The organism is Microlunatus elymi (genome assembly GCF_007362775.1).
GTDB lineage: Bacteria > Actinomycetota > Actinomycetes > Propionibacteriales > Propionibacteriaceae > Microlunatus > Microlunatus elymi.
Window position 1 is genome coordinate 1145080 of sequence record NZ_CP041692.1, and the last position, 15674, is coordinate 1160753.

The 15674-nt window shown below is 63.8% G+C and carries 13 protein-coding genes and 1 pseudogene; 13 read left to right on the plus strand and 1 reads right to left on the minus strand.

The genetic code is table 11. The features are described from left to right. The first annotated feature begins 7 nt into the window (after nucleotides 1–7). The 4 genes from FOE78_RS05095 (at nucleotide 8) to FOE78_RS05110 (ending at nucleotide 5168) form a co-directional block, all read left to right on the plus strand. A complete protein-coding gene (locus FOE78_RS05095) occupies nucleotides 8–1345 on the plus strand; it encodes an ABC transporter substrate-binding protein (protein WP_143985345.1) in 1338 nt (445 codons plus the stop codon). Between the two features lie 61 nt (nucleotides 1346–1406). Next, nucleotides 1407–2288, plus strand: coding sequence for a carbohydrate ABC transporter permease (locus FOE78_RS05100; protein ID WP_210414818.1), 882 nt, complete (start codon nucleotides 1407–1409; stop codon nucleotides 2286–2288). Continuing rightward, complete coding sequence (locus FOE78_RS05105) at nucleotides 2285–3157, plus strand: carbohydrate ABC transporter permease (protein WP_143985347.1); 873 nt, start codon at nucleotides 2285–2287, stop codon at nucleotides 3155–3157. The genes FOE78_RS05100 and FOE78_RS05105 overlap by 4 nt, the downstream gene beginning before the upstream one ends. 4 nt (nucleotides 3158–3161) lie before the next feature. Then, nucleotides 3162–5168 (plus strand): ADP-ribosylglycohydrolase family protein, encoded by a 2007-nt coding sequence (locus tag FOE78_RS05110; RefSeq protein WP_143985348.1) that lies wholly within the window; start codon nucleotides 3162–3164, stop codon nucleotides 5166–5168. Nucleotides 5169–5346: 178 nt separating this feature from the next. Here the strand turns inward: FOE78_RS05110 and FOE78_RS05115 are convergent, their stop codons facing one another. Continuing rightward, nucleotides 5347–6774 carry an alpha-amylase family protein gene (locus FOE78_RS05115; protein ID WP_143985349.1) on the minus strand — a complete coding sequence of 476 codons (1428 nt, stop codon included), beginning with the start codon at nucleotides 6772–6774 and terminating at the stop codon, nucleotides 5347–5349. A gap of 516 nt (nucleotides 6775–7290) precedes the next feature. On the opposite strand from FOE78_RS05115, the gene FOE78_RS05120 reads away from it, so the two are divergent. The 9 genes and pseudogenes from FOE78_RS05120 to FOE78_RS05160 all read left to right on the plus strand — a co-directional run. Further along, entirely contained in the window at nucleotides 7291–8586 is a 1296-nt protein-coding gene (locus tag FOE78_RS05120; RefSeq protein ID WP_168207392.1) for an ABC transporter substrate-binding protein, read from the plus strand. A gap of 82 nt (nucleotides 8587–8668) precedes the next feature. Then, complete coding sequence (locus FOE78_RS05125; protein ID WP_210414819.1) at nucleotides 8669–9493, plus strand: carbohydrate ABC transporter permease; 825 nt, start codon at nucleotides 8669–8671, stop codon at nucleotides 9491–9493. Continuing rightward, on the plus strand, nucleotides 9480–10376 hold the full coding sequence (locus FOE78_RS05130; protein ID WP_143985352.1) for a carbohydrate ABC transporter permease: 897 nt from the start codon (nucleotides 9480–9482) through the stop codon (nucleotides 10374–10376). Before FOE78_RS05125 ends, FOE78_RS05130 begins: the two co-directional genes overlap by 14 nt. A 70-nt stretch (nucleotides 10377–10446) precedes the next feature. Continuing rightward, entirely contained in the window at nucleotides 10447–11172 is a 726-nt protein-coding gene (locus tag FOE78_RS05135; RefSeq protein WP_143985353.1) for a GntR family transcriptional regulator, read from the plus strand. A gap of 23 nt (nucleotides 11173–11195) precedes the next feature. Continuing rightward, nucleotides 11196–12116, plus strand: a complete 921-nt coding sequence (locus tag FOE78_RS05140) for a Gfo/Idh/MocA family protein (protein WP_143985354.1) — start codon at nucleotides 11196–11198, stop codon at nucleotides 12114–12116. Continuing rightward, the gene (locus FOE78_RS05145) at nucleotides 12113–13105 is read left to right on the plus strand and encodes a Gfo/Idh/MocA family protein (RefSeq protein ID WP_143985355.1); all 993 of its coding nucleotides are present in this window, start codon (nucleotides 12113–12115) and stop codon (nucleotides 13103–13105) included. Before FOE78_RS05140 ends, FOE78_RS05145 begins: the two co-directional genes overlap by 4 nt. Before the next feature lie 4 nt (nucleotides 13106–13109). After that, entirely contained in the window at nucleotides 13110–14045 is a 936-nt protein-coding gene (locus FOE78_RS05150; RefSeq protein ID WP_143985356.1) for a DUF4434 domain-containing protein, read from the plus strand. Further along, on the plus strand, nucleotides 14045–14974 hold the full coding sequence (locus FOE78_RS05155) for an ROK family protein (protein WP_143985357.1): 930 nt from the start codon (nucleotides 14045–14047) through the stop codon (nucleotides 14972–14974). Before FOE78_RS05150 ends, FOE78_RS05155 begins: the two co-directional genes overlap by 1 nt. Then, nucleotides 14971–15645 (plus strand): annotated as a pseudogene (locus FOE78_RS05160) (N-acetylmannosamine-6-phosphate 2-epimerase); the annotation flags it as partial. The gene FOE78_RS05155 and the pseudogene FOE78_RS05160, both read left to right, overlap by 4 nt. Nucleotides 15646–15674 lie beyond the last annotated feature (29 nt).

Below are 15674 nucleotides of genomic sequence, written 5' to 3' on the forward strand. Positions count from 1 at the left end.
AGTGGCAATGAACAACAACAACGTGCTCAGCCGGCGGGCCCTTCTCGGTGCCGGCATCGGTGCAGCCGCCGCTGGGATGCTGGGCGGCTGCAGTGGCGGCAAAGGACTGCCGGGATCGGAGCAATCCGGTCAGGCCGGGACCGGTGCCGGCACCATTCAGTGGTGGACCAACCACACCGAGGAAGACACAAAGCTGTTCAAGGAACGCATCAAGGCGTTCAACAAGGTCCATCCCGACATCGAGGTCAAGCTGCTCAACATCGCCGAGGGCAAGCAGTACTACACCAAGATCAACACCGCTGCGGTCGCCGGGAGCCTGGCCGATGTCTTCTACACCCGAAGCTTCGACATCGCGCCGTTCGTCGCGCGTCAGTGGATCCAGCCACTCAAGGAACTGATCGAGAAGGACAAGGACGAGGTCAGGCCGGACGACTTCTGGCCCGCCGAGGTTGCACAACTTTCGGTCGGGGACACGATGTACGCATTGCCGTACGACTTCTCCAACTTCGCCATCTACGTCAACAAGACGATGCTGGACAAGCAAGGCGTCTCGATGCCGACTGACGACTGGACATGGGAGGACCTGTTCGAACTCGGCAAACCCTTCGTCCAGAAGTCCGGCTCGCGTCAGAAGCGCTGGGGTGTCGGGTGGACCACCACAGACTGGTTCTCGATGGGAGTGTTCCGCGCTTACGGCGGTGACACCTTCAGCGAAGACCTGACCAAGAGCGTGATCAACAATCCGACCAATCTCGCGGTGATGACTGGATGGGACGAGCAGATGGCAGCCGGTGTCCTGCCGGCCACCGGCGCGACGCCGGCCGGAGTGGACGTCTTCGCCTCGCAACTGGCGCCGTTCAACGTCAACGGATCCTGGGCAACGCTGCAGACCAGAGCTGGGATCGCCGACAAGTTCGAGTGGGACGTCGTCCGACTCCCCATGGGATCGACTGGCAAACGCGCCGTCTCGACCGCGGGAGGGGCCTGGAGCATTGCCAAGGCATCGAAGAACCAGGAGGCGGCATGGACATTCCTCAAGTTCATCACCAGCGAGGAATCCACCAACGCTCTCATCGCCGATGTGACCCGAAGCATCCCAGGCCGTCAGTCCTCGGCGAAGCGCTGGAACGAGGTCGTCAGCAGCGGCAAGGAGCCGCCGACCTCGGCAACGATCTTCAGCCAGCAGATGTCCGAAGACGCTGTCAACTGGGCCTACCCGAAGTTCTGGTCCGAGTTCGAGCAGGCATGGAACACGCAGATCGCGACGCTCGGAGTGAAGGGGAAGCCGGCGACCATTCTAAAGAAGACGCAGGACCAGACCAATGTCGCAGCTCAGCGTTACTGACCGTCCGAGCAGCGGCGACGTCGCCCCGGCGCCGAAGGGGCGGCGCAAGCGCCGATCCTCGATGGCCCGACGAGAAGCGCTGACGGGACTGTTGTGGGTCCAGGCGTGGTTCATCGGCTTCCTGGTGTTCACCCTGGGCCCCATCGTCGGCGCGATCTACCTTGCTTTCACCGACTGGCAGGGGCGGGGGCTGCCGAGGTTCGTCGGAGGCAGGAACTTCGTTGAGATCTTCACTGCCGACCCGCTCTTCTGGCAGTCCCTCAAGGTGACCGGAATCTTCGCACTGCTGTATCTGCCGGCGAGTCTGGTGATCGGGCTGGGCATGGCCATGCTGATGAACCAGAAGCTCATCGGAGTCCGGGTCTTCCGGACGATCTACTACCTGCCGTCGGTGCTGTCCGGAGTCGCGGTTGCCATCTTGTGGAACTTCGTCTTCCATCGTGACTACGGCATCCTGAACGGCCTCATGGGGCTCTTCGGTGTCCCGCCGGTTCCCTGGTTGCAGGACCCTCATTGGGTACTGCCCGCGCTGGCGATCATGCAGCTGTGGGGCGTCGGTTCATCGGTAATCATCTATCTCGGCGGACTACAGGGAATTCCGACCGAGCTGTACGAAGTATCGCGAATCGACGGTGCTGGCTGGTGGTCAACCCTGCGTCACGTCACTCTGCCGATGATGTCGCCGGTCATCTTCTTCCAGCTGGTTCTCGGACTGATCGCGACATTCCAGATTTTCACACAGGCTTATGTGATGACCGGTGGCGGACCCGACTACGGAAGCTACTTCTACGCGCTGAACATCTACAACAGAGCATTCGTCGAACTCAGGTTGGGGTATGCGTCGGCCCTGTCCGTGGTCTTGTTCGTGATCATCGTCTTGGTCACCGCCGTGATCTTCAAGACCTCGCGCGCCTGGGTCTACTACGCGGGAGAGAGCCGATGAGCGGCTACCAAGCGGAAGAGAAGACCTACCGGGGTGTCAACGGCGCGGCCGATCGGGCACGCAAGGGCGGTTCGTACGCACTACTGCTCGTCGGCGCAGCAACGTTCCTCCTTCCGTTCGCGTGGATGTTGTCGACCAGCCTGAAGACTCCCGATGAGATCTATGCCTACCCCATCAAGTGGATACCGAAGCATCCGCAATGGCACACCTACGCAGACCTGTTTGCCGACGGATCGTTCCTGCGCTACATCCTCAACACGATTCTGATCACGGTTCTTGGCGTCACGTTCTCCCTGGTCGGCAGCTCCTTCGCCGCGTACGCCTTCGCTCGACTGAGGTTCCCCGGCCGAGACGCGATGTTCTTCGTCATGCTGGCAACGATCATGGTTCCGGCCTGGGCCACGGTGATCCCGTCCTACGTGATGTTCGGACTGCTCGGTTGGCTCGACACCTATCTACCGATCCTCGTACCGGCGCTGTTCGCAACACCGTTCAACACGTTCCTGCTCCGCCAGTTCTTCCTCTCCATACCCAGAGAGCTGGAAGACGCTGCGAAGGTCGACGGGGCGGGCACGCTCAGGTGCTTCGTGACGATCGTTTTGCCGCTCGCGAAACCGGCATTGATCATCGTCGCCCTGTTCGCCTTCCTGTTCTACTGGAACGAGTTCCTCGGCCCACTGATCTACCTCTCATCCCAGGACAAGTTCCCGATCTCGCTGGGGATCATGAACTTCGCCGGGGAAAAGTCACAGGACTTCGCCAGCATGATGGCCGCCGCGACGGTGGCCATGGCACCCTGCGTCGTCCTCTTCTTCATCGCCCAGCGCTGGTTCGTGCAGGGCGTCGTCATCACCGGAGTGAAGGGATAACCCCATGACCGACCTGCGTGCCGATCGCGCGGACAACACAACCCTGCCGTCAACACGCTTGACGCTCGACCTGCAGGGCCAGGACTACTACGACCGCGTCTACGGCTGCTGGCAGGGCAAGAACGCCGGAGGAACCCTCGGGACGCCACTGGAGAAGGCATTCGGCGAGGACGAACCGTTCGACGTCTGGTGGTATCCAGAACTGGCCGAGGGCGGACTACCCAATGATGATCTTGAGATGCAATTGGCTTGGCTGAAGGCTGCCGAGGAGGTCGGCCCAGGGCTCACAGCCCGCGACATGACGGGCTACTGGCTCGACCACATCGGCTACAACTTCGACGAGTACGGCCTGAGCAAGGGCAACCTGCGGCTCGGGCTGGAACCGCCGATCAGTGGCAGCCACAACAACTGGTTCGTCGACTGCATGGGCTCACCGATCCGCTCGGAGATCTGGGCCTGCATCGCTCCGGGCGCGCCACGCGTGGCCGCCAGGCTGGCGATCCAGGATGCTATCTGCGACCACGCAGGCGGCGAGGGCGTCAACGGCGAGGTGTTCAACGCAGCCGTGGAATCGTCAGCGTTTGTGGTGCAGGATCCCGTGACCTTGATCAACATCGGACTGTCCTACATACCTGCCGACAGTGCGTCGGCACGTGCGGTCCGGGCTGTCCTCGATGCCCATCGTGCAGGTCTGGACTGGAAGGCTGCCCGAGAAGCAGTACGCCAGGCGACCCCGCACTATGTGGCGCAGTACTCGCCGATCAACCTCGGCTTCCAAGTGATCGGGCTCCTGTACGGCACCGACTTCGGAGACGGCATGTGCAAGACCGTGAATTGCGGATACGACACCGACTCATCCGGCGCGGCGATCGGCAGCTATCTCGGCATCCTTCACGGCAGCAGCCGGTTGCCCGCGAGGTGGGTCGAGCCCCTCGGCGACACGATCGCCACCAACGAGTCCTGGGGTGGCGTGAAGCATCTGTCTGATGGTCTGCGCCCGGTGCCGCAGACTCTGGACGAACTGGTTGCCCGAATCCGGTTGGTAGCAGACCGAGTCCTCCGCCACCACGGGTTGCTGAACCCCGCGGGCCTGTTGGAGCTGACCGAGCCGGACCTCTTCGCCGACCCGGACTTCGCCGCCGAGCTGGCGTCCAGCAACAGCGTCGTGACCGTCACCGGACCGATGGTCAGCGTAACCATCGACTATCACGGCAGTCCGGTCGTACGCAGTGACGAGCCACGAACCGTGACCACCGAGTTGACCAACCGACGGGAGGAGGCGCTCGAGATCACCGCTGAACTCGCCCTGCCGACAGGCTGGCCACCCGTTGCTCCGCAGCAGGTCACGCTGCAGCCTGGCGCTGCGTTCAAGGTCAACTGGAGGCTCCCGGCGGTGCCGCGGGCCCTGATCAACAACAGCAATCGACTCCGGCTCGACCTATCGGTGGAAGGCCGTCCCGCACCTGCGCCGATCCCGTTCGTGCTTGTCGGGGCTGTCGCGCAGCGAGTCAGCGGACCGTACCTACTGGACGGACCGGTGGACGCAGCGTTGGCGGGAGAATTGCCGCCTGAACGAGTCGCAGACGGCGGCCGGCTGGGAGGTTGGGTGCAGCGGTCGGTTGAAGGGAACGACGCCGAGGTTGGTGACCTGCTCAAAGAGCCAGGCGTCCTCTACATCCAGACCTATCTTGAGTCTCCCGACGACCGCAGTGTCCGCCTCGGTGTCGATGCATCGGTCGCCAACCGGGTCTGGCTGAACAACACTCCGATCGCGACTGTGGAATCCGGCCGGCCGGTCCGGCCCAGCCTGAACGCATCGTCCGGGCCGATGCGATCCGTTAACCTGCGCCGGGGCTGGAACGAACTGCTGATCAAGCTCGTCCGCGATCATGATCATTCTGGGCCCGTGGACTGTTTCGTCCTGATGGCAGGCGACGATCGGCTGCGCGCAGTCCAATACGACGTGGGTAGAAGTCGCCTTCCTGGAGACGCGGTCAGCACGGAGCTGTAGTCCCAACTCATCGGCTTGCAGCCGACGTGGGTTCTGGCAAGCGGTCTACGGAGCGGCCGGTCGTTGTGAACGGGAGGGGTGTGCCGCGCTCCCCAGATTGCCGGGTAGGTCGTGATGGGTGCCCACCTTCAAACCCGACGGTTGGGTACCGGGTGCTGCGATGATCGCCGCAGATGTTTCAGGACCCGTAGTCCAATGGCGGTCCGCCGGTAGGCCACTTGCCGATGCTCCATTCGTAGATCACGTAGCCACCGAAGCCCCCGGTCCAGCAGTCCGCGGAGAACTCCTTCACCCAGGCCATGTCTCGCTGAACTACCGAGCCGATGTCGGGTTGTCCCAGACCGAGGACTCCAGGTTCCAATTGCGGGACGTAGGCCTTGGTGTAGTCGAGCACGTAGCTCGGATCGAGATCGGGCTGTAGCCAGTCCTGCCATGCCGTCTCGATGATCATCCCCTGCGGTGGCACCACGTTCTGCATGGCGGGGATGTCCTGGGCCTGGTATTCGGGCGACTTTCCGGCGCCGCCGGGCACCCGGACATCCGCGACGTAGGTGAGGAAGACGTCGATCGAACGCACCGCACGAGCGGCATCTGCGATCCCTCGCATGAAGTTGTTGATGGTGGCGATCCGGAACTGGACCCACTGTTGGTATTCCGCCGAGTCCTTCATCTCGGGGGTGAGGTAGTAGACGCCTTCATCGTCCTTGCTGAAGATCTTGGTCAGCGGGTCGAATCCATGTTGACGTCGGAAAGCGTCCCGGGCGCTCTCTCTGACGTCCATGTAGTGTGCATGCTCCGGATTGTCTCGATAGGGCCCGCCCCAGACCTCGTACCACGGCTCGTCCAGGGTCAGTCCGTCGAACGCATAGCGGGACATAAGCGCGGAAACCTGCCGATGCAGCCAGGACACGAAGTCGTTATTGGTCGGGGATAGGTAGACCCGCCAGCTGTACGCACCGTCTCCGCCCAGCGAAACTTGCCGCCAGTTGGGATGCTGGTTGTAGGCATCGACATTGGTGGTCGGAAAAATCGTCAAGGAGACCTGCAGTCCCAGAGCGTGCAGGGCGTCGACGATCTCGGTGTAGTCCTTGTCGAAGTCCAGGATGATCAGGTGAATCGCGGTGAAGCCCTGGTCGCGTATCCGAGCCGCGATCGTGGACCATCTCCGGTCGGGGTAATCGTACGTCGACAGCGCCGGGTCCAGGAAGGTGCTCGGACCGAGGAACCCACACGACTGGGTGAGCGACAACGCGCCGACCCGAAGGGTGCCGGCTCGCCCGTTCCGTGGTCGATGCTCGATCCGGAGCTTCGCGATCCGGGACAACAGCGGTGCGCCGATCGGCTCGAGACCGACCGTGACGGCTAGTCGGCCCGATCCGACCGGCCTGGTTCGGCCGTCCGGACGGAGCGTTATCGCTCGATCCGATCCGTCGGCCCCGATGAAGCGGAGCCTGGTGCCGCTGCCGAGCTCTGCTGCAGGGACCGTCACTTCGACGGAGCGGTAGCCGCTCCAGTCCTCGCCGATGACCGTTCGCTCTGCACCGACCACCGCGGCCCCACGTCGCCAGGTGATCTGTAGCTCGTGACCGAGCTGCAGATCTGGCATGGCGCCGTCTTCCGACCAGGGCGACCACAGCTGTGGGTTGTCGGCAAATCTGTCGATCGCCAGTCGGGCCACGGATTTGGTGCGGGCGCTACCTGGGCCATGCGCAGCGCCTGATGGAGATCGGTTCGGCGTCGCGGCAGCCTGGGCAGTTCCGGTGGCCGAAAGCGCAGCGGTGGCGCCGAGAGCTGTCAGTGCGAAACGTCGTCGGCTGAAGGGGGCACATCTTCTCCTCGTTGAGCGAGGCCTGACAGAAAGTCGTCGATCCAGGCGGCGACGTTACCGATAGTGAGTCGTGATGGCAATAGATTGGTCATAACCATTCGAGGCACCACGTGTTCGCGGCGGCGGCCGAGTGTCGCAAAGAACCCTTGTTGGACGGCAGAGTAGGGATCCGTAACGGGCAGCGCAGGTCCACGGTGGATGGATCGTGCAAAATAGGTGCAGTCCAATCCTTGACTTGCGATGTGGTCGGGATCCAGACTTTCGGACAACCACACCGAACCAGCGGAGGTTCCGATGTCAGGACCAACTCAACTCTCCCGGCGCAGATTCATCGGCTCCGGTGTCGCTACGACTGCAGGCCTCGGCCTGCTTTCCTCCTGCTCGAAGAGTTCGGGCTCATCCGGGGGAAAGACAACGATCCGGTTCTCCTATCTCTGGACGGGCGAGGAAGCCAAGGCTCTGGAGACGGTGATCGCGAAGTTCAACGCCAGTCAGTCGTACATCGTCGTCAAGGGCGTGTCGAATCCTGATCAGCAAGCCCAGCTCGCCGCTATGACCGGGAGCAAGGGTTCCTTCGACGTCTCGGACAACTTCGGCACGGTGACCGGGGCCTGGGCGTCCAAGGGCGTGATCAAATCGCTCGACGAGTACATCAAGAAGGACAATTTCGACATCGACGACTTCGTCCCGTCGGCGATTACCCAGTGCCGTTACCAGGGTCAGATCTACCAGTTGCCGATCGCGGTGAACAACAGTGCGCTGCTGTACAACAAGGACCTGTTTGACAAGGTGGGCATCGCCAAGCCTCCAACGACGATGAGTGAGTGGGCCGAGGCGATCGGCAAACTCACCAAGACCAGCGGTGGCCAGATCACCCAGCTCGGACTAGGCGGCACGAGTGGTGCAGGCATCGACTACAGGCTGATGGGCGCGGTCTACGGCGGTCAGTGGTACACCGACGGCAAGCCCTCGCCCACCGATCAGGGCAACATCGATGGGGCCGATTTCTACGTCAACAACGTGATCAAGAAGTACGGCGTCAAGCAGATCGATCGCTTCGTATCCGGCTTCGGCGACTACCAATCACCACAGAATCCTTTCTACCAGGGCAAACTCGCGATGGTCATCGACGGCGAGTGGCAGCCCGCCTTCATCAAGCAGTTCGCGCCGAAGCTGAACTGGGGTGTAGTCCCGGTCCCGTACCCGGACGGTCAGCAGGACCAGGCGAACACCAACCTGGTCAACCCGGGCACGTTCTTCATCCCGAGCAACAGCCAGCACCCGGACCAGGCTTGGGAGTTCTTGAAGTACCTGGTCTCCAAGGATGCGATGCGCACCTTCACGGTGGCGCTGTCGAACCTGCCGGCGCGTAAGTCTCTGCTCGGCGACCAGGCGTATGCCGACATCCCGAACTTCGACGTCTTCTTGAAGCTGCTTGGTGACAAGAACGCGTCCTCGATCCCAAGCGAGCCGAGCTTCTCCCAGTACACCTCGGATCTCGGTACCGCCGATGATCAGATCACTCGGCTGGTGAAGACGCCCGCTGCTGCCTACGCGCAGGTCGCCACGGCGGCCAAGAGCTATGGCTGAGGTGGTCGCCCACGGTCGTCGCCGCCGTTCGTGGGTGGGGCTGGGGTTCGCGAGTCCGTGGGTGATCGGGTTCGTAATCTTCATGGCAGGTCCGATTCTGGTCTCGTTGTACTACAGCTTCACCGAGTTCAACCTGTTCCAGTCGCCGAAGTGGGTCGGTCTGGACAACTACCTCAGTTTGTTCAGCGATCCGAAGTTTGTTCGTTCGATCATCAACACCGCCTACCTGACGGTGATCGGGGTGCCGCTCGGACTGGCTCTGGGCATGCTGGTTGCACTGGCTCTCAACTTTCCGGTTCGTGGTCAGCCTCTCTATCGTGCGATCGTCTATCTTCCGGCGATCGTCCCGGTGGTGACCGCCACGTACCTGTGGCGCTGGGTCTTCAATGCCCAGTACGGCTATCTCAACCAGATGCTCGGCCATCTCGGACTGACCGGCCCGAACTGGCTGTCGGATCCGGTCTGGACCAAGCCTGCGGTGATCATCATCACCCTGTGGGGGATCGGCGGCACGGCGGTGATCTACCTGGCCGCGTTGCAGCAGGTGCCCCAACAGTTGTACGAGGCCGCCGCTGTCGACGGCGCGAACGGCTGGCAGCGGTTCTGGCATGTGACCTGGCCGGCGCTGACGCCGGTGACCTTGTTCCAGTTGATCATGGGCGTGATCGCGGCCGTCCAGATCTTCGCTCCGACCTTCCTGCTGACGCAGAGTCGCGGCAATGCCGCGAACGGCGGTCCCGGAGATTCCTTGCTCACCTACACCATGTACTTGTTCCAGAACGCGTTCGTGTTCTTGAAGATGGGCGAGGCCGCGGCGATGGCGTGGATCCTCTTCATGTTCATCGGCCTGCTCACTTTGTTGATCTTGTTCAGTTCGAAGCGATGGGTGCACTATGGCAGTGAGTAGTACGGTCGAAGCCACCGGTCGGACCATCGACAAGCCGGCACCAAGATCAACAAGGCCGCGCCGACGGTACCTCGGTCGGCGACTGACCCACCACCTGATCCTGATCTTGATCTGCCTGGCCTTCCTGGTGCCGTTCGCGGTGATGATCACTACCGCGTTCAAGACACCGGCAGACATCTTCAGCGTGCCGCCGAAGCTGCTGCCGCACCGCTGGGTGCTGAGCAACTTCTCCGAAGCCGTGAACGCGATGCCGTTCTTCCGCTACCTGGCGAACACCGCACTGTTGGTGATCTTGAACGTACTGGGCACGTTGATCTCCTGCCCACTGGTCGCGTACGCACTGGCCAAGCTGCGCTGGCCAGGACGCAACGTCGTCTTCGGCACCATCCTGGCCACCATGATGTTGCCGGCACAGGTCACCTTCATCCCGCTCTATCTGCTCTGGGACCGGGTCGGCGCCGTCGGCACCCTCTGGCCGTTGATCATCCCAGCCTTCTTCGGCTCACCGTTTTACATCTTCCTGCTCCGGCAGTTCTTCACCGGAGTCCCGGACTCGCTCCGAGAGGCCGGTCTGTTGGACGGCGCGTCGGAGTTCCGGATCTACTGGCGGCTGATCCTGCCGCAGGCCAAGCCGGCGATCGCAACCGTGGCGATCTTTCAGTTCGTCGCGACCTGGACCGACTTCCTGCTGCCGCTCATCTACTTGAACACCCAGGAGAACTACACGCTGTCGATCGGGCTGTACAACTTCTTCGGCGAGCATGGAGTTGCCTGGGGACCGCTAATGGCCGCCTGTCTGATCTTCACCGTGCCGGCACTGATTGTCTTCATGGTGGCTCAGCGCTACTTCGTCCAGGGGATCGCCGTGACCGGTATGAAGTAGGCGTAACTGGCCGCTCCGCTTCGTCCGGCGCGCCAGACTACGTGCGCGAAGCCGATCCGAAGGAGAACCCATGCCCGAGAAGGATGTCGAGGCCACCCTGCCCAAGCACCAGCGCATCAGGCAGGAGATGGCCGCGCAGATCCGTAGCCTCGAACCGCACAGCCTGCTGCCGACCGAGCGGGAGCTCGCCAAGTCGCAGGGGGTCAGTCGGGCCACGATCCGGTTGGCCCTTGATGCGCTCCGCGAGGCGGGGTTGGTCTATCGGGTCCAGGGCGCCGGCACGTTCGTCGCCGGCCCGACGATCTCCAAGACCCTCGCACTCAGCTCGTTCAGCGAGGATATGGAGATCCGCGGGATGGTGCCGTCCTCGCGCTTGCTGTCCGCGGACGAGACACCGGCCGGGCCGGAACTGGCCGAGCAGCTGGGGATCGAGACCGATGATCTTGTGATTCGGCTGACCCGAGTCCGGCTCGCGGATGACGAACCGATTTGCCTGGAGACGGCGCACCTGCCGTCGGCGCGGGTCCCGGGTCTGCTGGACCGTGATCTCGGCGGTTCGCTGTACGAGGTCATGCAGGGCATCTACCACCTAAAGGTGGTCCGGGCCGAGCAGGTCGTCCGGGCGATGGTGCTGGACGTCGGCGATGCCTCACTGCTCGGTACGCCTCCTGGCGCCCCGGCGTTGCGGATGCACCGGATCGGTCTGGACGATCGGGACCGGCCGGTCGAAAGCACTACCTCGATCTACCGAGCCGATCGGTACGACCTTCGGCTCGCCGTGCGCAGGGCCGAATAGTCCTCGACATCAGGACTTCTGAGATGTCAACCACAGAAGGGAATTTGATGATTCGCGTCGGCATCGTCGGCACCAACACCTCCCACGCCGGGGTTTATGCAGGCTTGATCAACGGCTCCGAGCAGAACGCTCCGGTCAGTCCCGACGCCCGTGTCGTCGGGGTGTGGAGCAGCGGTCGGCCAGGGCTGTCCGGAGACCACCATGGCGGCCCCACACTGGCCGAGCAGTTCCGGATCGACTCGGTGGTCGAGGATCCGAGCGAGCTGATCGGGGCGATCGACCTGGCCGTCGTGCTGGACGATTTCCAGGGCGGCGCATTGCATGCCGAGCTCGCCCGCCCGTTCCTGGAAGCCGGAGTGGCTACCTATGTGGACAAGCCGATGACGCTCTCGGTGCAGGACGCCGTTGATCTCTTCGCCCTGGCCGGACGGACCGGTGCACCGCTGATGAGTTGCTCCGCACTGCGCTTCGCCGCCGAACTTGAAACTCTGCGATCCGACGCCGTCGGTCCGGTCAGGCTGATCTCGGCCGTCGGCCCGGGCGACTGGTTCAACTACGGCGTACACACGGTCGAATCGCTGGTCGCCCTGCAGGGTGCCGGTGCGCAATCCGTCCAGCAGATCCACGGTGAGGGCCGCGACGTCACGGTGATCACCGGCGCGGACGGGCCGCGGGCTGTGGTCACCACACTGCGGGATGCGCCGACCTCGTTCCAGCTCACCGCGCACGGATCTGCCGGCACCGCGCAGACCGAGGTCAGCGACTACGCCGGCTTCTACGGCAACACGATCAAGGCGGCGATCGCTATGTCCGCTTCGGGCCAGTCACCCATCGAAGCCCGGGAAAGCCTTGAGGTGTTGGGAATTCTCGCGGCTGGTGAGCGTTCGGCTGCCAGCGGCGAGCCGGTCCTGCTCGCCGACGTCGCGGCGGAGGCGGTCCGATGAGCGCCGCCTCCCCGCGGGTTGCGGTGATCGGTGCCGGCGGCATCGGTCGGGTGCACCTGAACGCCTATCAACAGGCGGGTGCGGACCTGGTCGCAGTGGCCGACCTCGATGCCGCCGCGGCCGAGGCCGCGGCAGCCTCGTACGACATCACCGGATTCGACAACGCCGGCACGATGCTTGATCAGATTCGCCCGGATCTGGTCAGCATCTGTACGCCGCCGGCTCGGCACGCCGAGCTCGCCATCGAGGCGCTGACCGCGGGCGTGGCCGTGCTCTGCGAGAAGCCGATGGCGTGCACGGTGGCCGAGTGCGCGGCGATCGAGGCAGCGGCGTACGAGTCGGGATCGCTGCTGTCCGTCGGATTCTGTCATCGCTTCCAACCCGAGATCGAGGCCATGCGGGCTGCCATCCGCAGCGGCCGGATCGGCACCGTCCTGACTTATCGGAACGTGTTCGAGGGTCCGTTGGACGGCGTAGAAGCGCGATGGTTCTCCCAAACCGAACTGTCCGGCGGCGGCGTGCTGATGGACACGTGTGTCCATTCGGTTGACCTGTTTCGCTTCCTGATCGGGGAGATCGATCAGGTCCGGGCGATCACTGCCACCACGGCGAGCGATCGAGGGCCGGCGCTGGCCGTCGAGGACAGTGCTCAGCTCACCTTACGGTCGACGACCGGGGTGTTGGGTGCCATTGAAGCGAGTTGGCGGGTGGCTCCGGGCGAGGCGACCGTGACGGTGTGCGGCAGCCAGGGCCGGCTGCAATTGGACTACTCGACCTTGACGCTGACCCAGACGGACCCCGATGGGAACGGCTCCGCGCTTGAGGTCATCACCGGGGATCGGTTCGTCCGGCAGGCACGACATGTCCTGGAATGCGTTGCCGAGGGAAGGCAGCCGCAGGTCACCGGGGCCGACGGCGCCCGCGCGATCGCCGTACTCAGCGACGCGTATGCCTCGGCCACTGATTCAGTAATTTCAAAGGAGAAGTAGAGCCATGACTTATCGAGCGATCACCGGAACATTCCTGGACGAGATGACCCACGACATCCCCTCGCAGAACTGGGGCCCCGACGAGTGGCGACGCGAGTTCGACACGTTCGTTGAGGCGGGGATCGATACCGTGATCATGATCCGGACTGGCTACATGGAGAAGCTGGCCGCGCCGTCGCAGACGGTCGCCGATCATCGCCGGGTGCTTCCGGTTTATGTGGATCTGGTGCGGTTGTTCCTTGACTTGGCTGCGGAGCGGAACATTGACCTGTTCTTCGGTCTGTACGACTCCGGCTACCACTGGCATCGCAACGACTGGACGGTCGAGGTGGAGCTGAATCGGCGCTACCTGCATGAGATGTATGACCGATACGGCAGTTCGCCGGCGTTCCGCGGCTGGTACCTGCCGCACGAGACCATCGATTCGGGTATGCGGATCATCGACATCAACACCGCGCTGGCCCGCGAGATCCGGACGTTCAGCGACCTTCCGATCCTGGTCTCGCCGTTCTTCCACGGCCGCACCGATCAGGCATCCGGTCCCCGCGGCTCGGTCCGCAGTGTGGAGGAACACGCGCGGGCGTGGGAAGAGATCTTCACCGCCTACTCCGGCTTGGTCACCTACTGTGCCTTCCAGGACGGCACGGCCGATCTGCTGGCCCTGGAGGAATTGACGGCCGCGACGGCGAAGGCGGCCGACAAGGCGGGCATCACGCTGTGGTCCAACTTGGAGTCGTTCGACCGTGACATGCACATCAAGTTTCCCCCGTTGGACTGGAGAAAACTGGCCCACAAGCTCGACGTCGTACAGCCGTACGTGGAGAAGGTGATCACTTTCGAGTTCTCCCACTTCCTCAGCCCCAACTCGACCTGGACCTCGGCACAGAACCTCTACCGCAGGTACCAAGATCACCTCGCGGTCCGAAACGGCTCCCACTGATGAGTCCCGACGCCGCCACGGTCGGCATCGACATCGGCGGCTCCAAGATCGCCGTCGGCCTGGTCGACGACAGCGGTCGTGTGACGGACCGCGCCCAGGTGGCGACGCCGGCACGGTACGGAGGAGACGCCATCCTCGATTGCGCGGTGCGGCTGGTCCTCGCGCTGACCGGTAACCGGCGCATCGCCCGAGTCGGTGTCGCGGCAGCGGGAGTCATTGGAGCCAACGGTGTGGTGGAGTCGGCGACCGACCTTCTTGCCGGCTGGGTCGGGACCGATCTCGTCGGCGGCCTGAGTGACAGGTTGCCCGGCAGGCCGGGCGTGGCCGCGGTCAACGACGTGCACGCGCACGCGGTTGGCGAAGCCTGGCGCGGCGCGGGAACCGATCGCGAGGGCGTCCTGCTGGTGGCCGTGGGCACCGGACTCGGCGGTGCGGTTGTCCACGGCGGCCGGGTCCTGCGTGGCGCGCACGGGGCAGCCGGACATCTCGGACATGTCCGGTGTGTCGAGGCGCGGGATTTGCCGTGCAGTTGCGGTGCGACCGGGCACCTGGAGGCGATCGCCTCCGGCTACGGACTGGTCCAGCTGTATCACCGGCTCGGAGGCGACCCAACCGTTACCGATGCCCGCCAGGTCAGCACCCGCACCGTCTTTGACCCGGAGGCCGCCATCGCGGTGGAACGGTCGGCGTCGGCGTTGGGATCGGGACTGGGCGACCTGACCAACATCATCGATCCGGACCTTGTTGTCATCTCGGGCAGTGTGATGGGCGCCGGACCGAGTTGGTGGCGCGTCCTGCGAACCGCCGCGCGTGAGGCGTCGCTGCGATTGTTGACCGATACTGCCATCGTGCCAGCAACACTCGGAGCCGACGCCGGCATCATCGGCGCAGCCCGGATCGCGCAAGATCATCAGCGGGTCGAACGATGACCGCGGCACAACAGATCATCGAGACACTCCGCGGAGGCCTGGTCGTTTCCTGCCAGGCCTATCCCGGAGAGCCGTTGCGCAGCCCGGAGATCATGAGCCGGATGGCCCAGGCGGCCGTTCTCGGCGGAGCGGTCGCAATCAGGGCGCAGGGGCCCGACGACATCCGGTTGGTCCACCAGACCGTCTCCGTGCCGCAGATCGGACTGTGGAAGATCGGCGACCGCGGCGTCTTCATCACCCCGACACTTGCCCATGCACTCGCGGTGGTCGACGCCGGTGCCGAGGTCGTGGCGATCGACGGCACTCGCCGCAGCCGTCCGGACGGGCTCACCCTGCAGCAGACCATCGAAGCCATCCACGACAGATCTTCCGCGCTGGTCATGGCAGACGCCGGCGACCTCGACGATGCGCTGGCCAGTCAGGACGCCGGAGCAGACCTTGTCGGGAGCACCCTGGCCGGGTACACGCCGTCGCGACCCAGGACGAACGGACCGGACCTGGAGTTGATCGGTCAGCTCGCTGGCAGGTTGAGCGTTCCCGTCCTGGCCGAGGGCCGCGTACACACCCCCCAGCAGGCACGGGCCTGTCTGGACGCCGGAGCCCACGCCGTCGTCGTCGGAACGGCCATCACGCATCCGACGGCCATCACCAGCTGGTTCGCCGACGCGCTGACCGCTGATCGACGTCTCGACAATCGGCG

Bases quoted from the DNA above. Each gene is read 5' to 3' on its own strand.
- FOE78_RS05140 (WP_143985354.1), top strand. From the start codon at position 11,196: ATGTCAACCACAGAAGGGAATTTGATGATTCGCGTCGGCATCGTCGGC.
- FOE78_RS05105 (WP_143985347.1), top strand. From the start codon at position 2,285: ATGAGCGGCTACCAAGCGGAAGAGAAGACCTACCGGGGTGTCAACGGC.
- FOE78_RS05115 (WP_143985349.1), bottom strand. From the start codon at position 6,774: ATGCCAGATCTGCAGCTCGGTCACGAGCTACAGATCACCTGGCGACGT.
- FOE78_RS05120 (WP_168207392.1), top strand. From the start codon at position 7,291: ATGTCAGGACCAACTCAACTCTCCCGGCGCAGATTCATCGGCTCCGGT.
- FOE78_RS05130 (WP_143985352.1), top strand. From the start codon at position 9,480: ATGGCAGTGAGTAGTACGGTCGAAGCCACCGGTCGGACCATCGACAAG.
- FOE78_RS05100 (WP_210414818.1), top strand. From the start codon at position 1,407: ATGGCCCGACGAGAAGCGCTGACGGGACTGTTGTGGGTCCAGGCGTGG.
- FOE78_RS05145 (WP_143985355.1), top strand. From the start codon at position 12,113: ATGAGCGCCGCCTCCCCGCGGGTTGCGGTGATCGGTGCCGGCGGCATC.
- FOE78_RS05125 (WP_210414819.1), top strand. From the start codon at position 8,669: ATGGCAGGTCCGATTCTGGTCTCGTTGTACTACAGCTTCACCGAGTTC.
- FOE78_RS05095 (WP_143985345.1), top strand. From the start codon at position 8: ATGAACAACAACAACGTGCTCAGCCGGCGGGCCCTTCTCGGTGCCGGC.
- FOE78_RS05135 (WP_143985353.1), top strand. From the start codon at position 10,447: ATGCCCGAGAAGGATGTCGAGGCCACCCTGCCCAAGCACCAGCGCATC.
- FOE78_RS05150 (WP_143985356.1), top strand. From the start codon at position 13,110: ATGACTTATCGAGCGATCACCGGAACATTCCTGGACGAGATGACCCAC.
- FOE78_RS05155 (WP_143985357.1), top strand. From the start codon at position 14,045: ATGAGTCCCGACGCCGCCACGGTCGGCATCGACATCGGCGGCTCCAAG.
- FOE78_RS05110 (WP_143985348.1), top strand. From the start codon at position 3,162: ATGACCGACCTGCGTGCCGATCGCGCGGACAACACAACCCTGCCGTCA.